The following is an 18,672-nucleotide window of genomic DNA, read 5'->3' as shown; positions in this document are numbered from 1 at the left end:
CCCGGATAGACGCCACCTCTCTCACGATGCGAAAGCCGCGGGTTGATCGATGCGGTCCATGCTCCTAGACGCAGCTGCAAAACCCCCACAGGAAAGTGCGAGATGGCGAAGATCAAGGTAAAGACGCCCGTTGTCGAGATCGACGGCGATGAGATGACCCGGATCATCTGGCAGTGGATTCGCGAGCGGCTGATCCTGCCGTATCTCGATATCGATCTGGAATATTACGACCTCGGCATGATGAGCCGCGACGGCACCGACGACAAGATCACCGTCGAAAGCGCCAAGGCGATTCAGAAATATGGCGTCGGCGTGAAGTGCGCGACGATCACCCCGGACGAGCAGCGCGTCGAGGAATTCGGCCTCAAGAAGATGTGGAAGTCGCCCAACGGCACGATCCGCAACATCCTTGGCGGCACGATCTTCCGCGAGCCGATCGTGATCAAGAACGTCCCCCGCTTGATCCCGGGCTGGACGCACCCGATCGTCGTCGGGCGTCATGCCTTTGGCGACCAGTATAAGGCGACCGATTTCCTCGTCCCCGGCCCCGGCAAACTGCGTCTCGTGTTCGACGGCGAGGATGGCACGGTCATTGACCAGGAAGTGTTCCAGTTCCCGACCTCGGGCGTCGCGCTCGCGATGTACAACCTCGACGATTCGATCCGCGATTTCGCGCGCGCTTCGATGCACTATGGCCTGAACCTCAAGTGGCCGGTGTATCTGTCGACCAAGAACACCATCCTGAAGGCCTATGACGGCCGCTTCAAGGACCTCTTCGCCGAGGTTTTCGAGAGCGAATTCAAGGACAAGTTCAAGGAAGCGGGCATCGTCTACGAGCATCGCCTGATCGACGACATGGTCGCATCGGCGCTCAAGTGGCACGGTGAATTCGTCTGGGCGTGCAAGAACTATGACGGCGACGTCCAGTCGGACCAGGTCGCCCAGGGCTTCGGCTCGCTCGGCCTGATGACCTCGGTGCTGCTCACCCCGGACGGCAAGACGGTCGAGGCGGAAGCCGCCCACGGCACCGTCACGCGCCACTTCCGCCAGCACGAGCAGGGCAAGGCGACCTCGACCAACCCGATCGCGTCGATCTTCGCCTGGACCGGCGGCCTCAAGTATCGCGGCAAGTTCGACGGCACGCCCGAGGTGACGCAATTCGCCGAAACGCTTGAGCGCGTCTGCGTAAAGACGGTCGAGGACGGCCACATGACCAAGGATCTCGCTTTGCTCATCGGCCCGCAGCAGCCGTGGATGACGACCGAGCAGTTCTTCGAGCAGGTCCGTCTCAACCTCGAACAGGCAATGGGCGCTTCCGCCTAAACTGCATTCCCGTTGCCCGGAACTCAATCCGGGCAACGGGCCGTTGCGGGTGCAGCAAGAATGGCCGAAGTGAACCTTTTTTCACTTATTTTGCGACATAAGCTGACAAGGCGGCTGGTTGTTGCTTAGATGGCACTATGCCATCAGCCCTTGCAAATGCCGGTTTCAGTGATGCCCTCGTAATTCTCGGGGCGGCCGGCCTCGTCATACCTGCCTTCGCCCGTGCCAAGATCAGCCCCGTCATCGGCTTTATCCTCGTTGGGTTGCTTGTTGGACCATTCGGTCTAGGCGCTTTGGTCAGCCAATTTCCGTGGCTTTACTACGTCACGATTTCTGACCCGCATTCGATCGAGCCCTTTGCCGAATTCGGGATCATTCTACTTCTGTTCTCGATCGGGCTAGAACTTTCGCTCAAACGCCTTTGGTCGATGCGACAGCTCGTGTTTGGAACGGGTGCTGCGCAATTGCTCGTCGCAGGCGCGATCCTGGGTTTAGGGCTGCACCTGCTGACCGCGCTGCCGTGGACCGGGGCGATGGCGCTGGGCATCGCGCTGTCGCTTTCCTCAACGGCGCTCGTGTTGCCGATCGCGGGAACCACCAGCCCAGTTGGCCGAACGGCGTTCGCGATGCTTCTGTTCGAGGATCTTGCGCTCGTTCCGATCATCTTTGTGCTCGCCGCGCTTGGCCCAATGGCGGGCGACAGTGGCTGGAGCGGGCTTGCGCGCGTCGGGATCGCGGCGTTCACGACGGTCGGGATCCTGTTCATCGGCGGACGGATGATCCTTCCCAAACTGTTCGCGCAAGCCGCGAGAACCAAAAGTCCCGAATTGTTCCTTGCTGCCTCGCTCCTGGTCGTCATCGTTGCCAGCCTGGCAACGACCGCAGCGGGCTTATCTCCGATCGTCGGCGCACTGCTGGCCGGTCTGCTGATCGCAGAAACTGATTATCATAGCGAAGTCGAAGTGATGACGGCACCGTTCAAGGGCCTTGCGCTGGGCGTGTTCCTGATCACGATCGGGATGAGCGTAGATCTCGCGGCGATTGCAGCCAATTGGGCCGGATACCTCGCGGCAATTGCTGCCGTCGTTGCGGTCAAGGCGGTGGTGACGTACGGACTACTGCGCGGGAGCGGGATCCGCGGCGGCGTCGCAGTGGAAACCGGCGTGCTGATGGGGAGCCCGTCTGAAACTACGCTGATCGTGCTCGGCGCTGCTGCGCAGGCCCAGCTGATTGCCGCACCCACCGCCAACTTCTGGCAGACCGTCACTGCAATCGGGCTAACGATCACGCCGCTGCTGGCGATGCTTGGGCGGCGCTGGGCACGGCGCATCGAGCAGAGCGTTGGAAACGAACCCGAATTGGAAATCCCCGAGGAAGGCCCCGGCACGGTCGTTATCGGGTTCGGGCGGGTCGGCCGGATGGTCTGCGATATGCTGACGGTCCACGATCAGCGCTACGTCGCCGTAGAGGCCGACATCGACGTCGTCACCGCTGCACACGCCGAGGGGTATCCGGTCATTTTCGGCGACGTCGTGCGACCCGAACTGGTAGATCGCCTTAACCTTGGTCGCGCGAAGGCTTTAATTCTTACAATGGACGATCCCGTGCTGAGTGTAGCGCTAACGCGCCGCGTGCGAAACTGGGTGCCCGATCTGGCAATCGTTGCGCGCGCCCGCGACACGGTCCACGCCGCGGAACTCTATCGTGCAGGCGCGACCGACGCCGTGCCGGAGACGCTCGAAAGCTCCCTGCAGCTGGCGGAAGCGGTGTTGACCGACCTTGGGGTCGCGGTTGGACCAGTGATCGCCTCGATCCACGAAAAGCGCGATGAATTACGGCAGGAAATCAAGGCGGCGGCGGAGATGACGGTAGCGCCGCGGTTGAAGCGCGTTCGGGCGCCGCGAGGGCTGGACAGCACGCCGGTCGCTTGAGGACAGGCGATCGAATTCGCTGTCCTTGTCACGATTAGCGCTTCTGCTGCGAAGACCGGGGTCCAGTAGCGATAGTCGAAATTTGCTCGGGCAATCGCCAGGCAACCTTCTGTCGCGCTACTGGGCTCCGGGCCTTCTTCAAGGGCGCTTACAAGCCGGACTGGTTAAGCTTCTCGCCGTCACCCTGCCGCGAGAGTAGCCCGAACCGACGACACAGCGTCGTCAGCCTTCGATCCATCCGGACCGCCGCCCTGCGCCATGTCGGGCCGCCCACCGCCGCCCTGCCCGCCCAACGTCGCAACCGCGACGCGCAGCAGATCCACTGCGCTATGGGTCGCTACGAGATCGGCGGTAAGACCGACAGCAACGGATGCACGGCCCTCGTTGACCGCGACGATCATCGCGATCCCCGATCCGATCCGCTGCTTCATCTCATCGACCGTTCCACGCAGGCCCTTGGGGTCGAGCCCCTCGACCACTTGGCCAAGGAACGCGACGCCGCCAACCTGTTCCGGCCCGGCCGCTGCCGTACCCGCACCGCCGCCAAGCGCCAGCGCCTTCTTGGCATCGGCAAGTTCCCGTTCCAGCCGCCGTCGATCCTCGACCAGTGCAGCCACGCGGACTGGCACTTCGTCGGGGGAGGATTTGAGGGCGGTTGCCGCCTCACGCAGCTTGGCGTCACGCATCGTCAAATATGCACGCGCGGCCTCGCCGGTCAGCGCCTCGACCCGGCGGACGCCCGAGGATACCGCGCCCTCGCCCACCACCGTGAACAGCCCGATATCACCGAGCGCTCGGACATGCGTTCCGCCGCACAGTTCGAGCGAATAGGTCTTGCCGCGCTCGCTGCCCATCGACACGACGCGGACCTCTTCACCATACTTCTCGCCGAACAGCGCCATCGCGCCCTCGGCGATCGCTTCGTCCGGGGTCATCAGCCGCGTATCGACCAACCCGTTGCCGCGGATCTGCGCGTTGACGTCGGTCTCTACCTCGGCGATCCGCGCGGGATCGATCGCAGTCGGCTGCGAGAAGTCGAACCGGAGCCGCTCGGGCGCGACAAGGCTGCCCTTCTGCGCGACGTGCGCGCCAAGTCGCTGGCGCAAGGCCTCATGGAGCAAATGCGTCGCTGAGTGATTGGCGCGGATCTGGTCGCGGCGGACCGCATCGACGGTCAAGTGCAGCGCATCGCCGACCGCGATACCGCCCTCGCCGACGCGCGTGACATGCGCGAACACGCGACCGAGATACTTGCGCGTATCCTCGACCACGCCGTGCACGCTCGGTGCGGTGAGCGTGCCGGTATCGCCGACCTGACCGCCGCTCTCGGCATAGAACGGCGTCTGGTTGACGACGATCTCGACCGTTTCACCCACATCAGCGCGCTCGACCTGCTTGCCGTGGCGGACGATCGCGACGACGACGCCCTCACCCTCGACAGCGCTATAGCCGATGAACTCGGTGCCGCCGTTGGCCTCGGCGATGTCGAACCACACGTCATCGGACGCGCGCTGGCCCGATCCCTTCCACGCGGCCCGCGCCGCCCGCTTCTGTTCGGCCATCGCGGCGTCGAACCCGGGACGATCGATCCCGAAGCCCTGGGCGCGGAGCGCGTCCTCGGTCAGATCGTAGGGAAAGCCGAACGTGTCGTAGAGTTTGAAGGCCGTCTCGCCCGGCAGCGTCGCGCCCGGCTCCATCGCCGCGGTCGCCTCGTCGAGCAGCCGCAACCCGTTGACCAGCGTGCGACGGAATTGCGTTTCCTCCTGCAACAGGGTCGATTCGATCGCCGCCTGCGCCCGCACCAGTTCGGGATAGGCCGCGCCCATTTCTGCCACCAGCGCGGGGACGAGCCGATGCATCAAGGGCTCCTTCGCGCCGAGGAGGTGCGCATGGCGCATTGCGCGCCGCATGATTCGGCGCAGCACATAACCGCGCCCTTCGTTGGACGGCAGCACACCATCCGCCACCAGGAAGCCCGCCGAGCGCAGGTGATCCGCGATGATCCGGTGGCTCGCCTGCGTGTCGCCGGTGGCGGGCGTGCCTGTCATCGCCGAGGATGCGGCGATCAGCGCCTTGAACGTATCGGTGTCGTAATTGTCGTGGACGCCCTGCAGCACTGCGGCGATCCGTTCGAGCCCCATGCCCGTGTCGATCGAAGGACGCGGCAGCGCGGTGCGCGCGCCATCGGCGGTCTGCTCGAACTGCATGAACACGAGGTTCCAGATTTCGACAAAACGGTCACCGTCCTCGTCTGGCGATCCCGGCGGGCCACCGAAGATGTGGTCGCCGTGGTCGTAGAAGATCTCCGAGCAAGGACCGCACGGCCCGGTGTCGCCCATCGACCAGAAATTGTCGTTGGTCGCGATGCGGATGATCCGCTCCTCGGGCAGTTTCGCGATCTTGCGCCACAGGTCGAACGCCTCGTCATCGGTATGATAAACGGTGACGGTCAGCCGGTCGGGGTCGATCCCCCATTCGCGCGTCAGCAGGTTCCACGCGAGCGTGATCGCGCGTTCCTTGAAGTAATCCCCGAACGAGAAATTGCCGAGCATTTCGAAGAAGGTGTGATGCCGTGCGGTATAGCCGACATTGTCGAGATCGTTGTGCTTGCCGCCGGCGCGTACGCACTTCTGCGACGAGGTGGCGGTCACGTACGGACGCGATTCGAGGCCAGTAAAGACGTTCTTGAACGGCACCATCCCGGCGTTGACGAACATCAGTGTCGGGTCGTTCTGCGGCACGAGCGGCGCGGACGCGACCTTGGCGTGCCCGTTGGCCGCAAAATAGTCGAGGAAGCTACGGCGGATGTCGTTGGTCGACGTCGGGGACTGGGTCATGCGCGGTGGCTTAGGCGAGCCGCACGGCGTTCTCAAGTATGCCGCGCGTCCCGAATGCGGATCGTTTACCCCAACGGCTGATCGATCGAGGTTGGCGGAACGCTGAACCACTTCGGCCCGCTTGCGGTCATGTGGAAGCAATCCTCCAGCCGCACGCCGAACTTGCCCGGCAGATACAGGCCGGGTTCGTCCGAGAAGCACATGCCCTCCGCCAGTTGCGTGGTTTCGCCGTGGACGAGATTGACCGGCTCGTGCCCGTCGAGCCCGATCCCGTGTCCCGTACGATGCGACAGGCCGGGCAAGCGATACCGCGGGCCGTAGCCGAGCGTCTCATAATAGCGCCGCACCTCATCATCCACCGCCCCGGCAGCGACCCCGAGCTGCGCGGTCTTGAACGCAAGCGCCTGCCCGTTGCGGACGTCCTGCCAGACCTTGCGCATGTCCTTCTCCGCGCTGCCATAGACGAAGGTGCGCGACACATCCGATTGATAACCCTGCACGGTGCAGCCGCAATCCATCAGCACGATCTGGCCGTCGGCAACGACTTGCGGGTCCCTGCTGCCGTGCGGAAAGGCGGCGGCGGGGCCGATCAGTACCAGCGAGAATTCCGGGTTGCCCCCCAGTTGCTTCGTCGCGGCATTCATCAACGCAGCGATATCGGCGGGTTTCATTCCCTTCTCGACGCGGGGCCATGTCCAGCGATAGGCCGCGATCGTCACGTCGGTCGCGGTCTGCATCAGCGCGATCTCGGGGGCGGTCTTGCGCATCCGCACCGCGCGGACGACCGGATTGGCGGAGACAATTCGCGCGCCCGGTAAGGCGTGGGCAAGGCCGTCCACTGCGAAGTAACGGACGGTTTCCTCGATGCCGATCGGGCCGGTGGCGAGCTTTCGGTCCTTGAGGAACCCCGCGACGAGCGCGTGCGGGCTTTCGTCCTCCTGCCACACCCGCACTTCTGCGGTGATGCCGAGCGTCTGGCGGACCGAGGGCTCCTCGAAGAACGGCGTGACGATGCACGGCTCACCCTCGACCGGGAGGATCGCCGCGGTCAGCCGTTCGCTTCGGCTCCAGCGGATGCCGGTGAAATACGTCAGGCTCGACCCCGATTCGATCAGCACCGCGCCGATCCCGTTCTCGCGCATCAGCGCCTGCGCGCGCACGAGCCTGCCGCGGCGTTCCTCCGGTCCGATCGGTGCGGTGCCACCCGTTATGTCGCGCAGACCGCTCAGATCGGGCTCGGCGGCGCGCAGTACGCCGCTGGCGGAGACTAAGGGGGCCGCGATGGCGGCGGAGGCAAAGGCGCGTCGGCTGAGGATCATGGCAACAGTCTGGCAGCGCGCGCCGCCCCCCGCAACGCGCGTCTCGCTTGACCGATTGCGCTTTCTCCCGTTGATGCGGGCGCGAACCAATCGAGGACGAAGCGTGGCGAAGCGGCTGACACTGTATATTCTGATCGGCTTGGTGCTGGGGCTGATCGTCGGCTGGGTAATCAACCAGCAGATCGTCGACGGGAGCGTCGAGGGCACCGCGCGAGCGAAGGAGATCGCGAGCTACTTCTCGATCATTACGACGATCTTCCTGCGCCTCATCAAAATGATCATCGCGCCGCTGGTGTTTTCGACGTTGGTCGTCGGCATCGCGCACATGGGCGACATCAAGGCGCTCGGGCGTATTGGCGGGCGCACGATGGCGTGGTTCATCTCGGCATCGCTGGTTTCGCTGACGCTCGGGCTCGTGCTGTTCCACGGGATCGAGTTTGTGATCGACCTCGTCTCGCCGGGCAGCGGGTTCGGGCTCAAGCTGCCTCCGCCCGATGCGACCGTCGGGCTGGACGAGAAATCGTTCAACCTTACCAACTTTGTCACGCATATCGTGCCGTCCTCGGTGGTCGAGGCGATGGCGACCAACGAGATCATCCAGATCGTCATCTTCTCGATCTTCGCCGGCGTCGCGCTCACCGCGATCGGCGAGAAGGGCGCGCCGATCGTCCGCGGCGCCGAGGCGCTTGCGGCGATGATGCTCCAGATCACCGACTACGTGATGCGCGTGGCGCCGTTCGCGGTGTTCGCCGCGATCACCGCGACGATCGCGGTCAATGGGCTTGGCATTCTCTGGACGCTCGGGCTGTTCGTCGGCAGCTTCTACGTCGGGCTGGCGGTCTTGTGGATGCTGCTGTTTGCCGCGGCCTTCGCGATCATTGGTCCTCGCGCGCTCACCTTGGCGCGCTACATCGGTGAGCCGATCCTCCTCGCCTTCTCCACCGCATCCTCCGAAGCTGCTTACCCGCGGACGCTCGAGGCGCTGGCGCGCTTCGGCGTTCCTCGCAAGATCGCGAGCTTTGTGCTGCCGCTCGGCTACTCGTTCAATCTCGACGGGTCGATGATGTACATGACCTTCGCGACGCTGTTCCTCGCGCGGGTCTACGGGGTCGATCTGTCGATCGGGCAGCAGATCGTGATGTTGCTGGTGTTGATGATCACGTCGAAGGGCATCGCTGGCGTGCCCCGTGCATCGCTGGTGGTGATCGCGGCAGTGATGGGGCAGTTCGGCATTCCTGAGGCGGGCCTGTTGCTCATTCTGCCGGTTGATCAGTTTCTCGACATGGGCCGATCGGGCACCAACGTCGTCGGCAACGCCGTCGCTACGGCTGTCGTCGCGAAGTGGGAGGGACCGCTGGACGTTGCCGAGGCGCCCGAGATCGAACCGCCGCACGCGCCTAGCCGAGGCTAACGAGCGGAAACGCAAAGGGGGTCGCACCTAGAATATTCGACTGCGTCGGGTGCATCTGAAGACGAACGGTTCGGTTGGGAAGCGGATCTCAAGTTTCAACTAAGGCGTGCCCGTGGGCGTAAACGCCCTGTTCTGGCGTGCGACGCGAAGCCGTGACATTTCTTGCAAGCGAAACGCATTGCAGCTGCGACCCATGTCGAGAATGCCCAAGATTGGCCGTCCCTTTCCCACGACAGCGTTCCCCGGAGCGAAAGCATACGACGGGCCTTGGCATGGCACCTGTCCGGCAAGTTTGCCCTCAAATATCCGGACGTTGCGATCACGCCGTGGAGGCGGTACGCCAAGGCTTTCTGGTTCGAGGAACTCGTTATGCGCTTTGCCCTTGCCTGTCTCGCGCTGTCCGTTCCCGCCCTTCCGGTATCTGCCCAGGAAACTGCGGTGAACGCGCAGACCCTGGTTTATGAATTGCGCGTCTATTACCCCGCGCCGGGGAAGCTGGCTGCCCTGAACACGCGGTTCCGCGAGCATACGCTTGGCCTGTTTGCCAAGCACGGTATGCGCAACGTCGCCTATTGGAATGAAATGCCGACCGAAGCGGCGCCGGAAGGGCGCGTGGTGTATGTGTTGGCCTATCCCAGCCGCGCGGCGCGCGACGTAAGTTGGAAGGCATTCACGGAGGATCCTGAATGGCGTTCCGTCGCGGCGGCGTCTGAGGCGGGGGGCAAATTGGTTACTAAGGTAGACTCCGTGTTCATGACGCTGGCGGATTATTCACCGCCACTGATCCTGAAGCGCTGACCGGTAAGGGTTGGAAAACTGAACGCATGCTCTGTCGACCGCAAATGACCTAATTCTCAGATCTGCAAACCTGGAGCAAAGCGTCCATGATCCTCTCCCCAGCCCTGTTCATCGCTGCCGCTGCCGCACAAGCGCCGGCCAATGTGCCAGCTCAGGCGGAGCACGTGGCAATTCAATCCGCGGACATCGACCGGAGTGCTACTTTCTACCACGAGGCGTTCGGGTTGAGAATCATTCCGACACCGCTCGAGAACCGCCGTTGGCTCGACCTTGGAAACGGATTGGCACTCCACATTCTCGACGGTCGCACCACGCCCAAGCCATCAAACCGCAACGAACATCTTGCCCTGCACGTAAACGATCTGGCTACGGTCACCGCCTGGTTGGACCAACACCATCTCATCTGGACGGATCTTGCGGGCACGGTGCGAACGATGCAGGTCCGGTTCGATGGCGTCCGCCAGATTTACGTTCAGGATCCTGACGGCTATTGGCTCGAGGTCGGTGACTCGCGCGGCGTTCCAGCAAAATAGCCCGTTGCATTTAGGTGGAGAATTGGCGGTAGACTTTTGCCGTCGGATCGCAACTAACGCGTCATCTCGTCTGTTTAGCGGCGTCTAGCATCGGTTCTAGCCTTGTATGCTTCAAGGTTCCGCTGGTGCGATCCGTTGTCTCCCAGCTTGAAAGTCCAACCATGGCCGTGGCTCCCGACGAACGCTCGGTCGTGCTCGCACGAACGCGCGCGCTAAAGATGGCGCGGTCGGTTCACGCGTATGTCCGCGGCAATACCGCGCAATTTTATGAGTGGCTGGAAGCGTCCTCCATCGCAGCGAGCATTCCTGAAGGCCCGACGTTGTGGATTTGCGGAGACTGTCACCTCGGCAATCTCGGTCCAGTCGCCGATGCGGAGCACCGGGTGGACATCCAGATCCGCGATCTCGACCAGACCGTGCTTGCCAACCCCGCGTATGACCTGATCCGCCTCGGCCTATCGCTTGAGACCGCCGCACGCAGTTCGGACTTACCGGGTGTCACCACGGCGAAAATGATCGAGGCAATGATCGATGGATATCGCCGCGCGTTGACGCCGACGCTCAAGGATGATCCGCGGGAGCCCAACGTCGTACGATCGGTCCGACGCAAGGCGATCGGACGACGGTGGCGTCATCTCGCTAAGGATCGTCTCGAAGACGTCACACCGAACATCCCGCACAACAAGCGCTTCTGGAAGCTTTCACATGCCGAAGCGGACGCGATCGCCACCCTGTTCGCGCAAGACCCGATCCGCGTACGGTGCAGGGAGCTCGCCGGTGTCGAGGGGGACGGAAGCGTTCGGGTCGTCGACGCCGCATATTGGCGGAAGGGTTGCAGCTCGCTCGGAAATCTTCGGTTTGCGGTACTCGTCGGCATTTCCAGCGGCAAGGCTAAGGACGAACGCCTTGCACTGGTCGATATCAAAGAAGCTGTCACCTCGGTCGTCGCGCCCAGTTCAAAAGCTGCGATGCCGGCAGACCCAGCAGAACGCGTACTGATGGGGGCCAAGGCATTGTCACCCAATTTGGGGCACCGGATGATCGCGGCTCAGCTAATGGGGAAACCCGTTTTCCTGCGGGAACTGGCACCGCAGGATCTGAAGATAGAGGTCGAGCAATTCAGTCGGAAGGAAGCCATCGTCGCCGCTTCGTATCTGGCATTCGTCGTGGGTCAGGCGCATGCCCGACAGCTCGGCGACCGCGAAAGGCTGGCGTGGCGCGAGACGCTGACATCGCAAGACGGAAACCTCGAGGCACCTTCGTGGCTTTTTCGCGCCATCGTCGCGATGGCGGGTGCGCATGAAATCGGCTATCTCGAGCATTGTCGGCGTTTCGCCCTGAACCGCTAAATGCGCTTGCTCGGGTCTGCGATCCGTAGGGGTGCCGATCAGCCCAGCCGTGCAAATGCCTACCAGCAAGCTGAACGAATGTTGCCAATCTAGTTCAGAACCGGTTCGGACACGAACCTTTAAACCGTCTTCATCACTCGCAAGGAGACGTACGATGTTGAAGCAAAAGTTCGCCGCAGCCGCCCTCGCCGCCGCAGCGATTCTGCCGCTGACCGTCGCTACTCCTGCTCAAGCGCAGCGCTACGGCTACAACGATCGCGCGCAGTACGAGCGGAACGACGACTATGATCGCGGACAGTATCAGCGCGGATATTACCGTGGTGACAACGATGGTCGTCATTATCGCGGCTATCAACGCCGCAACTATCAGGATTGCCGTCGCTCCAGCGGGACGACAGGCCTGATCGCCGGTGGCGCAGGTGGTGCAGTCCTTGGTTCGGTCCTTGGCGGCGGCACGCTCGGCACGATCCTCGGTGCGGTCGGCGGCGGTTTGCTGGGAAAGAACCTCGACCAGAACCACGACCGGTCGCAGAACTACCGCAACGGATGCTGAAAGATAGCGGTACGGCCGGTTCCGAAACCGACCGTACCGCCCTCGTCGCATAGCGCGTTGAAAGTCGTTGTTACGGCAACTTGAAACTCCACCGGCCTGTATCCCCGGTAGACGGGAATGGAGCCAACGCCGGCGTACTGCGCCCAAGAGCCACCAACGCGACAGGTCCCTTCCCGTCGACGGCAGCTTTGGGCATGATCCGGTAGGACCCGTCGGTGAGTTGGTCGATCCGCCAAAGCTGCCCCAAGGAACCGTCGAAAGTCGGCGCGGCGCGGACGGTACCTTCCGGACCGACCGACAACGCGCGTTCGGTCCCGGCAATGACGATCTTGTAATAAGGTGCGCCGAACGCGCCGCCCGCTCCGGCTACCGGGGAGATTGTCCACCGCTGGTGCGCGCGGATCATGTAGTCGCCAAGGGCGACCTCGACGTTTCCTGCGGGCCAAGTCGTGCAGTCTTCGGATAGAGTCTGGTTCGGAATTGGCGCAACGGGCTCAGTGCTCTTGGCCATGAAGCTTCGCCGGACGTCAAAGGGCATGCGCACGAAGTCGACCGCCAGTTGCAAGGCACCGCCGCTGCGCTCCGATTGAATTTCATAGGTGCCTGGCGTGATATTCGCACCACCCAACGGCCAACCGTCCTTCCAGAGCAGTGGCTGGATCCCAAGAACGCTGCGACCGCTACGATCAAGATCGGCTTCGTAATGAATCGAATATTTCTCGACGCCATTGCCCAGATCGATCAGGCCGAAATGTCCGGGGCCGTATTGACGACCTCTTCCTGCAACGACCAATTTACCGCCGCCTTTGAGCAGGGGTACGCCCATATTGTCGACATAGGGCCCAAGCGGTGCGCGGGATCGACCGGCCCTGATGTTGTAAGACGAATTTGGCCCATCGCAGCAGGTCCCGTGCGTACCGAGCAGATAGTACCAACCGTCACGGTGCAGTAGCGCCGTCGCCTCCATGTCGATCGCCACGTCCACAGGCTGATTACCCGGCAACCGCCCGCCCGTCTTCGGATCGAGCTCGATCATTCGGATCGAACCGAAATACGTCCCATAGCTCAGCCAGAGATGTCCCTCCGCGTACAGAAACGCGGGGTCGATCGCATCGGCCACTTCGATCCCGTTGGTCGATGCGACGATGCCGACGTCGTGATAGCCAAACGCGGGCGACTTCGGGTCGAGCGAGTGAGTCCACATGATCTTGACGTTACTGGCGTGGCCGCCGTTCATCCCGCCGCCCCCGACGGCATAGGCGACATAATAGCGGTCGCCGATCTTGATCACGTCCGGCGCGACACCGCCGCCGGGTCGCTCGCCACCGCTGTGCCAAGTCCAGCCGTCCTCCGAAACAAGGCCGCCCCCCCGTGTCCCAAAGGTCCACCATTTGCCGTCCGACAAGGTCACCGTCGACGGATCGTGGATGAACGGCTCGCCCGCAAGTTGGGCCGAGGCAGCACCAGGAATTGCAAGCAGCATGGCCGCAATGGTCAGGGCGGAGGAGCGTTGCATGATCGATCTCACTTCACGTCGACCTTGATGTCCCGGATCGGATGGCCGCTGTTATCGAGCAAACGGATGCAGAAGTCGCTCAGACCGGGGCCGTTCATGACCGCGCCGCGCAGGACGTTCCGTCCTTTGCGAAGAGTCACGGGTCGCGACAGGACGTCGTCCATGACCATACGCCGATCCCCGAACAGGCCGACGGTTTCCTTGCCGTTGAGCCACCAGACCGACGCGGAATTGGAACCGACCGCAAGGCGGACGTCACGGATCTCGCGCGGACTGTCGACGACCGTAACAGCCCAGAAGATAACGCCGTAGGTCGGCTTCCCGAGTCCTTGCGCGAGGCTGAATAGCTTCACGTCGAATAGATTCGTATCGAGCGCGTGCCAGCGCGGCGTGCCGGGTGCGGTGGTCGCCTCACCATCCCGCGGCAAGGCGTCAAAACGGCCAGGATAATGCGCGGATGACAGCACCTCGCGGACATAGGCGGACGTGAACCCGGCGTTCGTCCGGTTGGGTTTCGAGATCGGCTCCAGCAGCAGCCATCGACGGAGAAATCCATCCGCATCCGGGCTGGAAGGCGTCGCGGTAGCTGGCGTAAAAAAAGGCGAAAGTCCGGTTGGCGGTGGAAGCGCTTCAACCACGTTGCCTGCGGTCTGAGCGGATGCTGCGCCTGGAACCGACAACGCGAGCATTGCGGCGGCGAGCGCCATTCCGGCGTATTCTGCGGTGGTCGCAATGCGGGGGCGAAGGCGGGAACCCTGATTTCGTATCGTCTGCTCAGACCCCAGCATCGTTACTTCCTCAACCCACTAGCGACTCGGTAAACGGACGCCTTGTTATCGTTACCATACGCTAGGTCGCGTTTGCCCCTCCCGTCAACCGACGACGCGCAAGATCGACAGGGTCGCGTAAATTGGATTGATATTCTTGATGTTGCAGAACGGTGATGTTGACGGATCTGAGGAAATGCGCCCTCAAGAGTTAACTTTCACCAAGGCTTTCCGCCACGTCCATGAAACGCCGCGCCGCAGCGCGGTCGGCTTCAGAAACGAACGCTACATCAAGATCGGGCGCGGCACCGAGCATATGCAGGAGCGTCCACAATCCGAAGCGCCGGTCGCGGTCCTTTTCCAGTCCGAGATCGACGCGCATGTGCTCTATCCCAGCATCAAGCGAAGATGCTTTTAGGTTCGTCAGGTCGCTGGTGCCGAAATAGCGGCGGAACTGGTCATCGAGGTCCATTCACCTTTCCCCTCACGGTTCATTTCAGGGCTTGGCGGACGCTGGGGAGCATCCGTTTCACGATGATTTCCACTCCCCGCGCATTCGGATGTAATCCGTCTGGCTGAAGCAACGCGCGATTGCCGGCGACGCCATCGAGGAAGAACGGATAGCGCGGGACCTTGTGTTGCTTAGCGAGTGCCGGGTACATGGCTTCGAACGCCGTTACATAGTCCGTTCCCAAGTTCGGGGCGGCGCGCATTCCGGCCAGGAGCACCGGGATCCGCCTGGCGTGCAATTCCTTCAGGATCACATCCAGATTGTATCTCGTTTGCGCCACCGGAAGACCCCGCAGCATGTCGTTTGCGCCAAGCTCCACGATTACGAGATCCGGTGCAGCACCGAGCCCGCGCAAGCCCCAGCGCAATCGTGCCCGCGCCTGTGCAGCGGTGTCACCCGCGACGCCGCCGTTGCGTACCGTCGCTGCAACCTTTGCGCGCCGCAACGCGGTTTGCAGCCTGGCTGTGAACCCCAAAGCGGGCGGAAGGCCGTAGCCTGCGCTCAGACTGTCGCCGAAGGCCCAGATCACCGGTGCTCGCGGCGCAGCCTCGGCGGCCTGCGTAAATCCCGCCAGCGACAGCAATGCGAGATGGACAATCCCCCGCCACCGTCCATATCGCTTCAACCGTGACCATATCATTTCCCCCCGATAGCGCGCTGATCGAAGCGCGCAACGTCTCGCTGTCGTTGGGGCGCGCACCCGCTCGCGTGGAGATCCTCCGCGGCATCGACTTGAGCGTGTCCAAAGGAGAAAGCATTGCGCTGCTTGGACCGTCCGGATCGGGTAAATCGTCGCTGATGGCGGTGCTTGCCGGACTGGAACGACCGAGTACCGGCACGGTGACGGTCGCCGGGCTAAATTTTGCCACACTCGACGAGGACGCGCTGGCCATCGCCCGACGCGGTCGCATTGGTATCGTGCTCCAGGCGTTCCACTTGCTGCCGACGATGACCGCGCTGGAGAACGTTGCCGTTCCGCTGGAGTTGGCGGGCGTGCGGGATGCGTTTGCCCGCGCGGAGGCGGAGCTCGGCGCGGTGGGACTGAGTCGCAGGATCGGACATTATCCCGCACAACTCTCCGGCGGCGAGCAACAACGGGTCGCCATCGCGCGCGCGTTGGTCGCGGCTCCTGTATTGATCTTTGCGGACGAACCGACCGGCAACCTGGATACTACAACCGGCGCTGCAATCATGGATTTGCTGTTCGAACGCCACGCCGAGAGCGCGACGACGCTGTTCGTCATCACGCATGATCCCGCTCTTGCAGCACGATGCGCCAGAGTCGTTACCCTGGCCGACGGGCGGATCGCCACCGATCGGCGGCGCACTTGAGCATCGCGTGGCGGCTGGCCCTGCGGGATCTTCGCCGCGGTGGGCGCGGTCTGGTGCTGCTCATGGCGTGCCTGTTCCTCGGGACGGCGGCTTTGGCGGGGATCGGAAGCCTTGCCGCGAGCATGATTTCGGCGCTCGATGCGAACGGCCGACAGATCCTCGGCGGCGACATCGAGTTCACCGTCTCCCAGCGCCGCGCCACGGTGGCGGAGCTTGCGGCGTTTGCCAAGGCTGGCCGGGTGTCCGAAACGGTGTCGATGCGCGCAATGCTGAGCTCGGGTAGAAACACCCCCGCAATGCTGGTCGATTTGCGCGGAACGGACACAGCGTGGCCACTCGTCGGGCGGTTCCGGTTGGCGGCGGGGGCACTGGCCCCTCGCCCGCACGACCGCGAGATCGCCATTGCCGCGGCGGCGGCGGATCGGCTGGGCGTGAAAACGGGGGACAGCGTTCGGGTGGGGACGACACCTCTGCGGGTTATCGGAATCATCGCGGAAGAACCCGATCGGCTTGGCGCGGGGTTTACGCTCGGGCCGCCAGCACTGGTCGACCTTAAGGGATTGGATGCGACAGCGCTGGTTCAGCCCGGTAGCCTCTATGAAAGCCGGTATCGCGTCGTGCTCAACAATCCTGCCGAGGCTACTCGGGTACGGGATCAGCTGCTCGGACGTTTCCCCAGTGCCGGATGGTCGGCACGGACGAGCGACAGCGCGGCCGGCGGCTTGCGGCGTGGTATCGATCAGTTCGGCCAGTTTCTGATGCTGGTCGGGCTTGCTGCGCTCGCCATTGCGGGGGTCGGCGTGGGGAGCGGCGTTGCCGCCTATCTGGCGGGGAAGACACGGATCATCGCGACGCTAAAGGTTCTGGGGGCGACCTCGCGGACGATCGCAATCGTCTTCCTGGCGCAACTGGGAATGGTGGCGGCCGCCGGGATCGGTGGCGGCCTGCTGGTCGGTGCGGCGGTGCCGTGGCTCATTTCGGGGGTCGTCGGCGCGGCGCTTCCGGTGCCGCCACGTCTTGCGTTTTATCCCGTGCCGCTGGCCACCTCGGCGGTGCTCGCGCTGCTTGTAGCGTTGCTCTTCGCCCTGCCCGCACTGGCGCGGGCGCGCGACGTACCGGCAGCGACCCTGTTGCGCGACGCCCTTGCAACGCGTCGGCGTCCGTCAGCGCTAGTGCTCGGCATAATGGTGCTCCTCGTGGCCGCGCTGGTCGGGCTTGCCGTCCTCACGGCATCCAATCGCCTTCTCGCGTTGGGCTTCGTCGGGGCAGTGACGGCGCTGATCGTGCTGCTCTGGCTTCTTGGCCTCGCGATCCGATTTGTCGCCGCCAGTCTCCCACGTTCTCGAAGGCCGCTAGTGCGACTGGCCATCGCGAACCTGCACAGACCGGGCGCGCAAACCGACCGGCTCGTGGTTGCCCTGGGCCTCGGTTTCTCGCTGTTCGTGGCGCTCGCTGTCATAGACGCAAGCTTGGCCTCCGAACTACGCAACGCTGCGCCCGCCAAGGCGCCCCGCTTCTTCGCAATCGACTTGCAATCGGAAGACAATGCCGTTTTCGCGAACGCGGTGAAGGTTGCCGCCCCCGCCGCCAAGATCGAAACGCTGCCGTCGCTGCGCGGGTCGATCGTTGCCTTGCGCGGGCAGCGCGTGGCCGACATGAAGACGCTGCCGGAAGGTGCCTGGATCCTGCGGGGCGACCGAACGATCACCTGGTCGGCGACGCTACCGCCGCGCAACGTGGTCGTCGCAGGCAAATGGTGGCCTTCCAACTATCGGGGGCCACCGCTCGTCTCGCTCGAGGATAAGGCAGCCACTTCGCTGGGTCTTAAAATCGGCGATACGATCACGGTGTCGGTCCTCGGCGTCGACGTGCCGGCACGGATCGCCGCGTTGCGAACCATCGACTGGGGCGGGCTTGGACTCAACTTCGCAATCGTCTTTTCCCCCGGCTATATCGAGGAGGCACCACACGGCCTTCTTGCCAGCGTCTATGCCGAACCCGCACGGGACGGTGCGATCATGCGCAGCGTCGGCACGGCGTTACCCTCGGTCACGCTGATCCGCGTCGGGGACGTGATCGGTCAACTTGGCGCGGTCCTTGGCCAGATCGCGCTGGCTGTCCGTGCGGCGGCGGCGGTGACGGTTGCGGCGGGGATTGCGGTGCTGATCGGTGCCGTCGCCGCATCGGCGCGCGCACGGCGGTACGATGCCATCATTTTGAAGCTGCTGGGCGGCAGCCGGCGCCAGGTGTTGGGCGCGCAAGCGCTGGAGTATGCAATGCTGGCGACAATCCTCGTTTCGGTTGCCCTAGCGATCGGAGCGGGCGCCGGCTGGTACGTTGTGACACATGTGTTCTCAATTGCCTGGGCGCCGCGTTGGGACACAGTCGCCGCGACGCTTGCGATCGCCGTCGCGATCACGCTCGGGATGGGGATCGCAGGCAGCATCCCCGCCCTCCGTGCGCGGCCCGCCGCAGCGCTGCGGGACCTTTGA

General features: G+C 63.5%; 15 protein-coding genes. 9 read left to right on the top strand and 6 right to left on the bottom strand.

Annotated features, from left to right (window positions below; genetic code table 11):
* The first annotated feature begins 102 nt into the window (after positions 1 to 102).
* Positions 103 to 1,323 carry an NADP-dependent isocitrate dehydrogenase gene (locus QBJ92_RS11010; RefSeq protein ID WP_277969745.1) on the top strand — a complete coding sequence of 407 codons (1,221 nt, stop codon included), beginning with the start codon at positions 103 to 105 and terminating at the stop codon, positions 1,321 to 1,323.
* A gap of 137 nt (positions 1,324 to 1,460) precedes the next feature.
* On the top strand, positions 1,461 to 3,254 hold the full coding sequence (locus QBJ92_RS11005) for a cation:proton antiporter (protein ID WP_277969744.1): 1,794 nt from the start codon (positions 1,461 to 1,463) through the stop codon (positions 3,252 to 3,254).
* Between the two features lie 179 nt (positions 3,255 to 3,433).
* On the opposite strand, the gene alaS is transcribed toward QBJ92_RS11005, so the two are convergent.
* Both alaS and QBJ92_RS10995 read right to left on the bottom strand, forming a co-directional pair.
* A complete protein-coding gene (gene alaS, locus QBJ92_RS11000; RefSeq protein WP_277969743.1) occupies positions 3,434 to 6,091 on the bottom strand; it encodes an alanine--tRNA ligase in 2,658 nt (885 codons plus the stop codon).
* Between the two features lie 65 nt (positions 6,092 to 6,156).
* Positions 6,157 to 7,410: a M24 family metallopeptidase gene (locus QBJ92_RS10995; protein WP_277969742.1), complete on the bottom strand. Its 1,254-nt coding sequence runs from the start codon at positions 7,408 to 7,410 to the stop codon at positions 6,157 to 6,159.
* A gap of 103 nt (positions 7,411 to 7,513) precedes the next feature.
* Here QBJ92_RS10995 and QBJ92_RS10990 point away from each other — a divergent pair, with 103 nt between their 5' ends.
* The 5 genes from QBJ92_RS10990 to QBJ92_RS10970 all read left to right on the top strand — a co-directional run bounded on the left by QBJ92_RS10990 (position 7,514) and on the right by QBJ92_RS10970 (position 12,054).
* The gene (locus QBJ92_RS10990; protein WP_277969741.1) at positions 7,514 to 8,821 is read left to right on the top strand and encodes a dicarboxylate/amino acid:cation symporter; all 1,308 of its coding nucleotides are present in this window, start codon (positions 7,514 to 7,516) and stop codon (positions 8,819 to 8,821) included.
* Positions 8,822 to 8,983: 162 nt separating this feature from the next.
* Positions 8,984 to 9,619: an NIPSNAP family protein gene (locus QBJ92_RS10985; RefSeq protein ID WP_277969740.1), complete on the top strand. Its 636-nt coding sequence runs from the start codon at positions 8,984 to 8,986 to the stop codon at positions 9,617 to 9,619.
* 86 nt (positions 9,620 to 9,705) lie between these two features.
* Positions 9,706 to 10,152, top strand: a complete 447-nt coding sequence (locus tag QBJ92_RS10980) for a VOC family protein (protein WP_277969739.1) — start codon at positions 9,706 to 9,708, stop codon at positions 10,150 to 10,152.
* 161 nt (positions 10,153 to 10,313) lie between these two features.
* On the top strand, positions 10,314 to 11,501 hold the full coding sequence (locus tag QBJ92_RS10975) for a DUF2252 family protein (RefSeq protein ID WP_277969738.1): 1,188 nt from the start codon (positions 10,314 to 10,316) through the stop codon (positions 11,499 to 11,501).
* Between the two features lie 154 nt (positions 11,502 to 11,655).
* Complete coding sequence (locus QBJ92_RS10970) at positions 11,656 to 12,054, top strand: hypothetical protein (protein ID WP_277969737.1); 399 nt, start codon at positions 11,656 to 11,658, stop codon at positions 12,052 to 12,054.
* Between the two features lie 70 nt (positions 12,055 to 12,124).
* On the opposite strand, the gene QBJ92_RS10965 is transcribed toward QBJ92_RS10970, so the two are convergent.
* From QBJ92_RS10965 to QBJ92_RS10950, 4 genes are all read right to left on the bottom strand, one after another.
* Positions 12,125 to 13,570: a family 43 glycosylhydrolase gene (locus tag QBJ92_RS10965; protein ID WP_277969736.1), complete on the bottom strand. Its 1,446-nt coding sequence runs from the start codon at positions 13,568 to 13,570 to the stop codon at positions 12,125 to 12,127.
* 8 nt (positions 13,571 to 13,578) lie between these two features.
* Positions 13,579 to 14,277, bottom strand: coding sequence for an acetylxylan esterase (locus tag QBJ92_RS10960; protein WP_277969735.1), 699 nt, complete (start codon positions 14,275 to 14,277; stop codon positions 13,579 to 13,581).
* 271 nt (positions 14,278 to 14,548) lie between these two features.
* Positions 14,549 to 14,809, bottom strand: a complete 261-nt coding sequence (locus QBJ92_RS10955) for a hypothetical protein (RefSeq protein ID WP_277969734.1) — start codon at positions 14,807 to 14,809, stop codon at positions 14,549 to 14,551.
* A 19-nt stretch (positions 14,810 to 14,828) separates the two neighbouring features.
* Complete coding sequence (locus QBJ92_RS10950) at positions 14,829 to 15,431, bottom strand: arylesterase (protein WP_277969733.1); 603 nt, start codon at positions 15,429 to 15,431, stop codon at positions 14,829 to 14,831.
* Between QBJ92_RS10950 and QBJ92_RS10945 the strand changes: the two genes are divergently transcribed.
* Positions 15,431 to 16,180, top strand: coding sequence for an ABC transporter ATP-binding protein (locus tag QBJ92_RS10945; RefSeq protein ID WP_431358389.1), 750 nt, complete (start codon positions 15,431 to 15,433; stop codon positions 16,178 to 16,180). The genes QBJ92_RS10950 and QBJ92_RS10945 overlap by 1 nt on opposite strands.
* Complete coding sequence (locus QBJ92_RS10940; RefSeq protein WP_277969731.1) at positions 16,177 to 18,672, top strand: ABC transporter permease; 2,496 nt, start codon at positions 16,177 to 16,179, stop codon at positions 18,670 to 18,672. Before QBJ92_RS10945 ends, QBJ92_RS10940 begins: the two co-directional genes overlap by 4 nt.

This window comes from Sphingomonas echinoides, from assembly GCF_029623395.1.
In the GTDB taxonomy this organism is placed as follows: domain Bacteria; phylum Pseudomonadota; class Alphaproteobacteria; order Sphingomonadales; family Sphingomonadaceae; genus Sphingomonas; species Sphingomonas echinoides_A.
The sequence above is the reverse complement of the archived record's forward strand: the minus strand, read 5'-3'. Positions and strand labels throughout refer to the sequence as shown.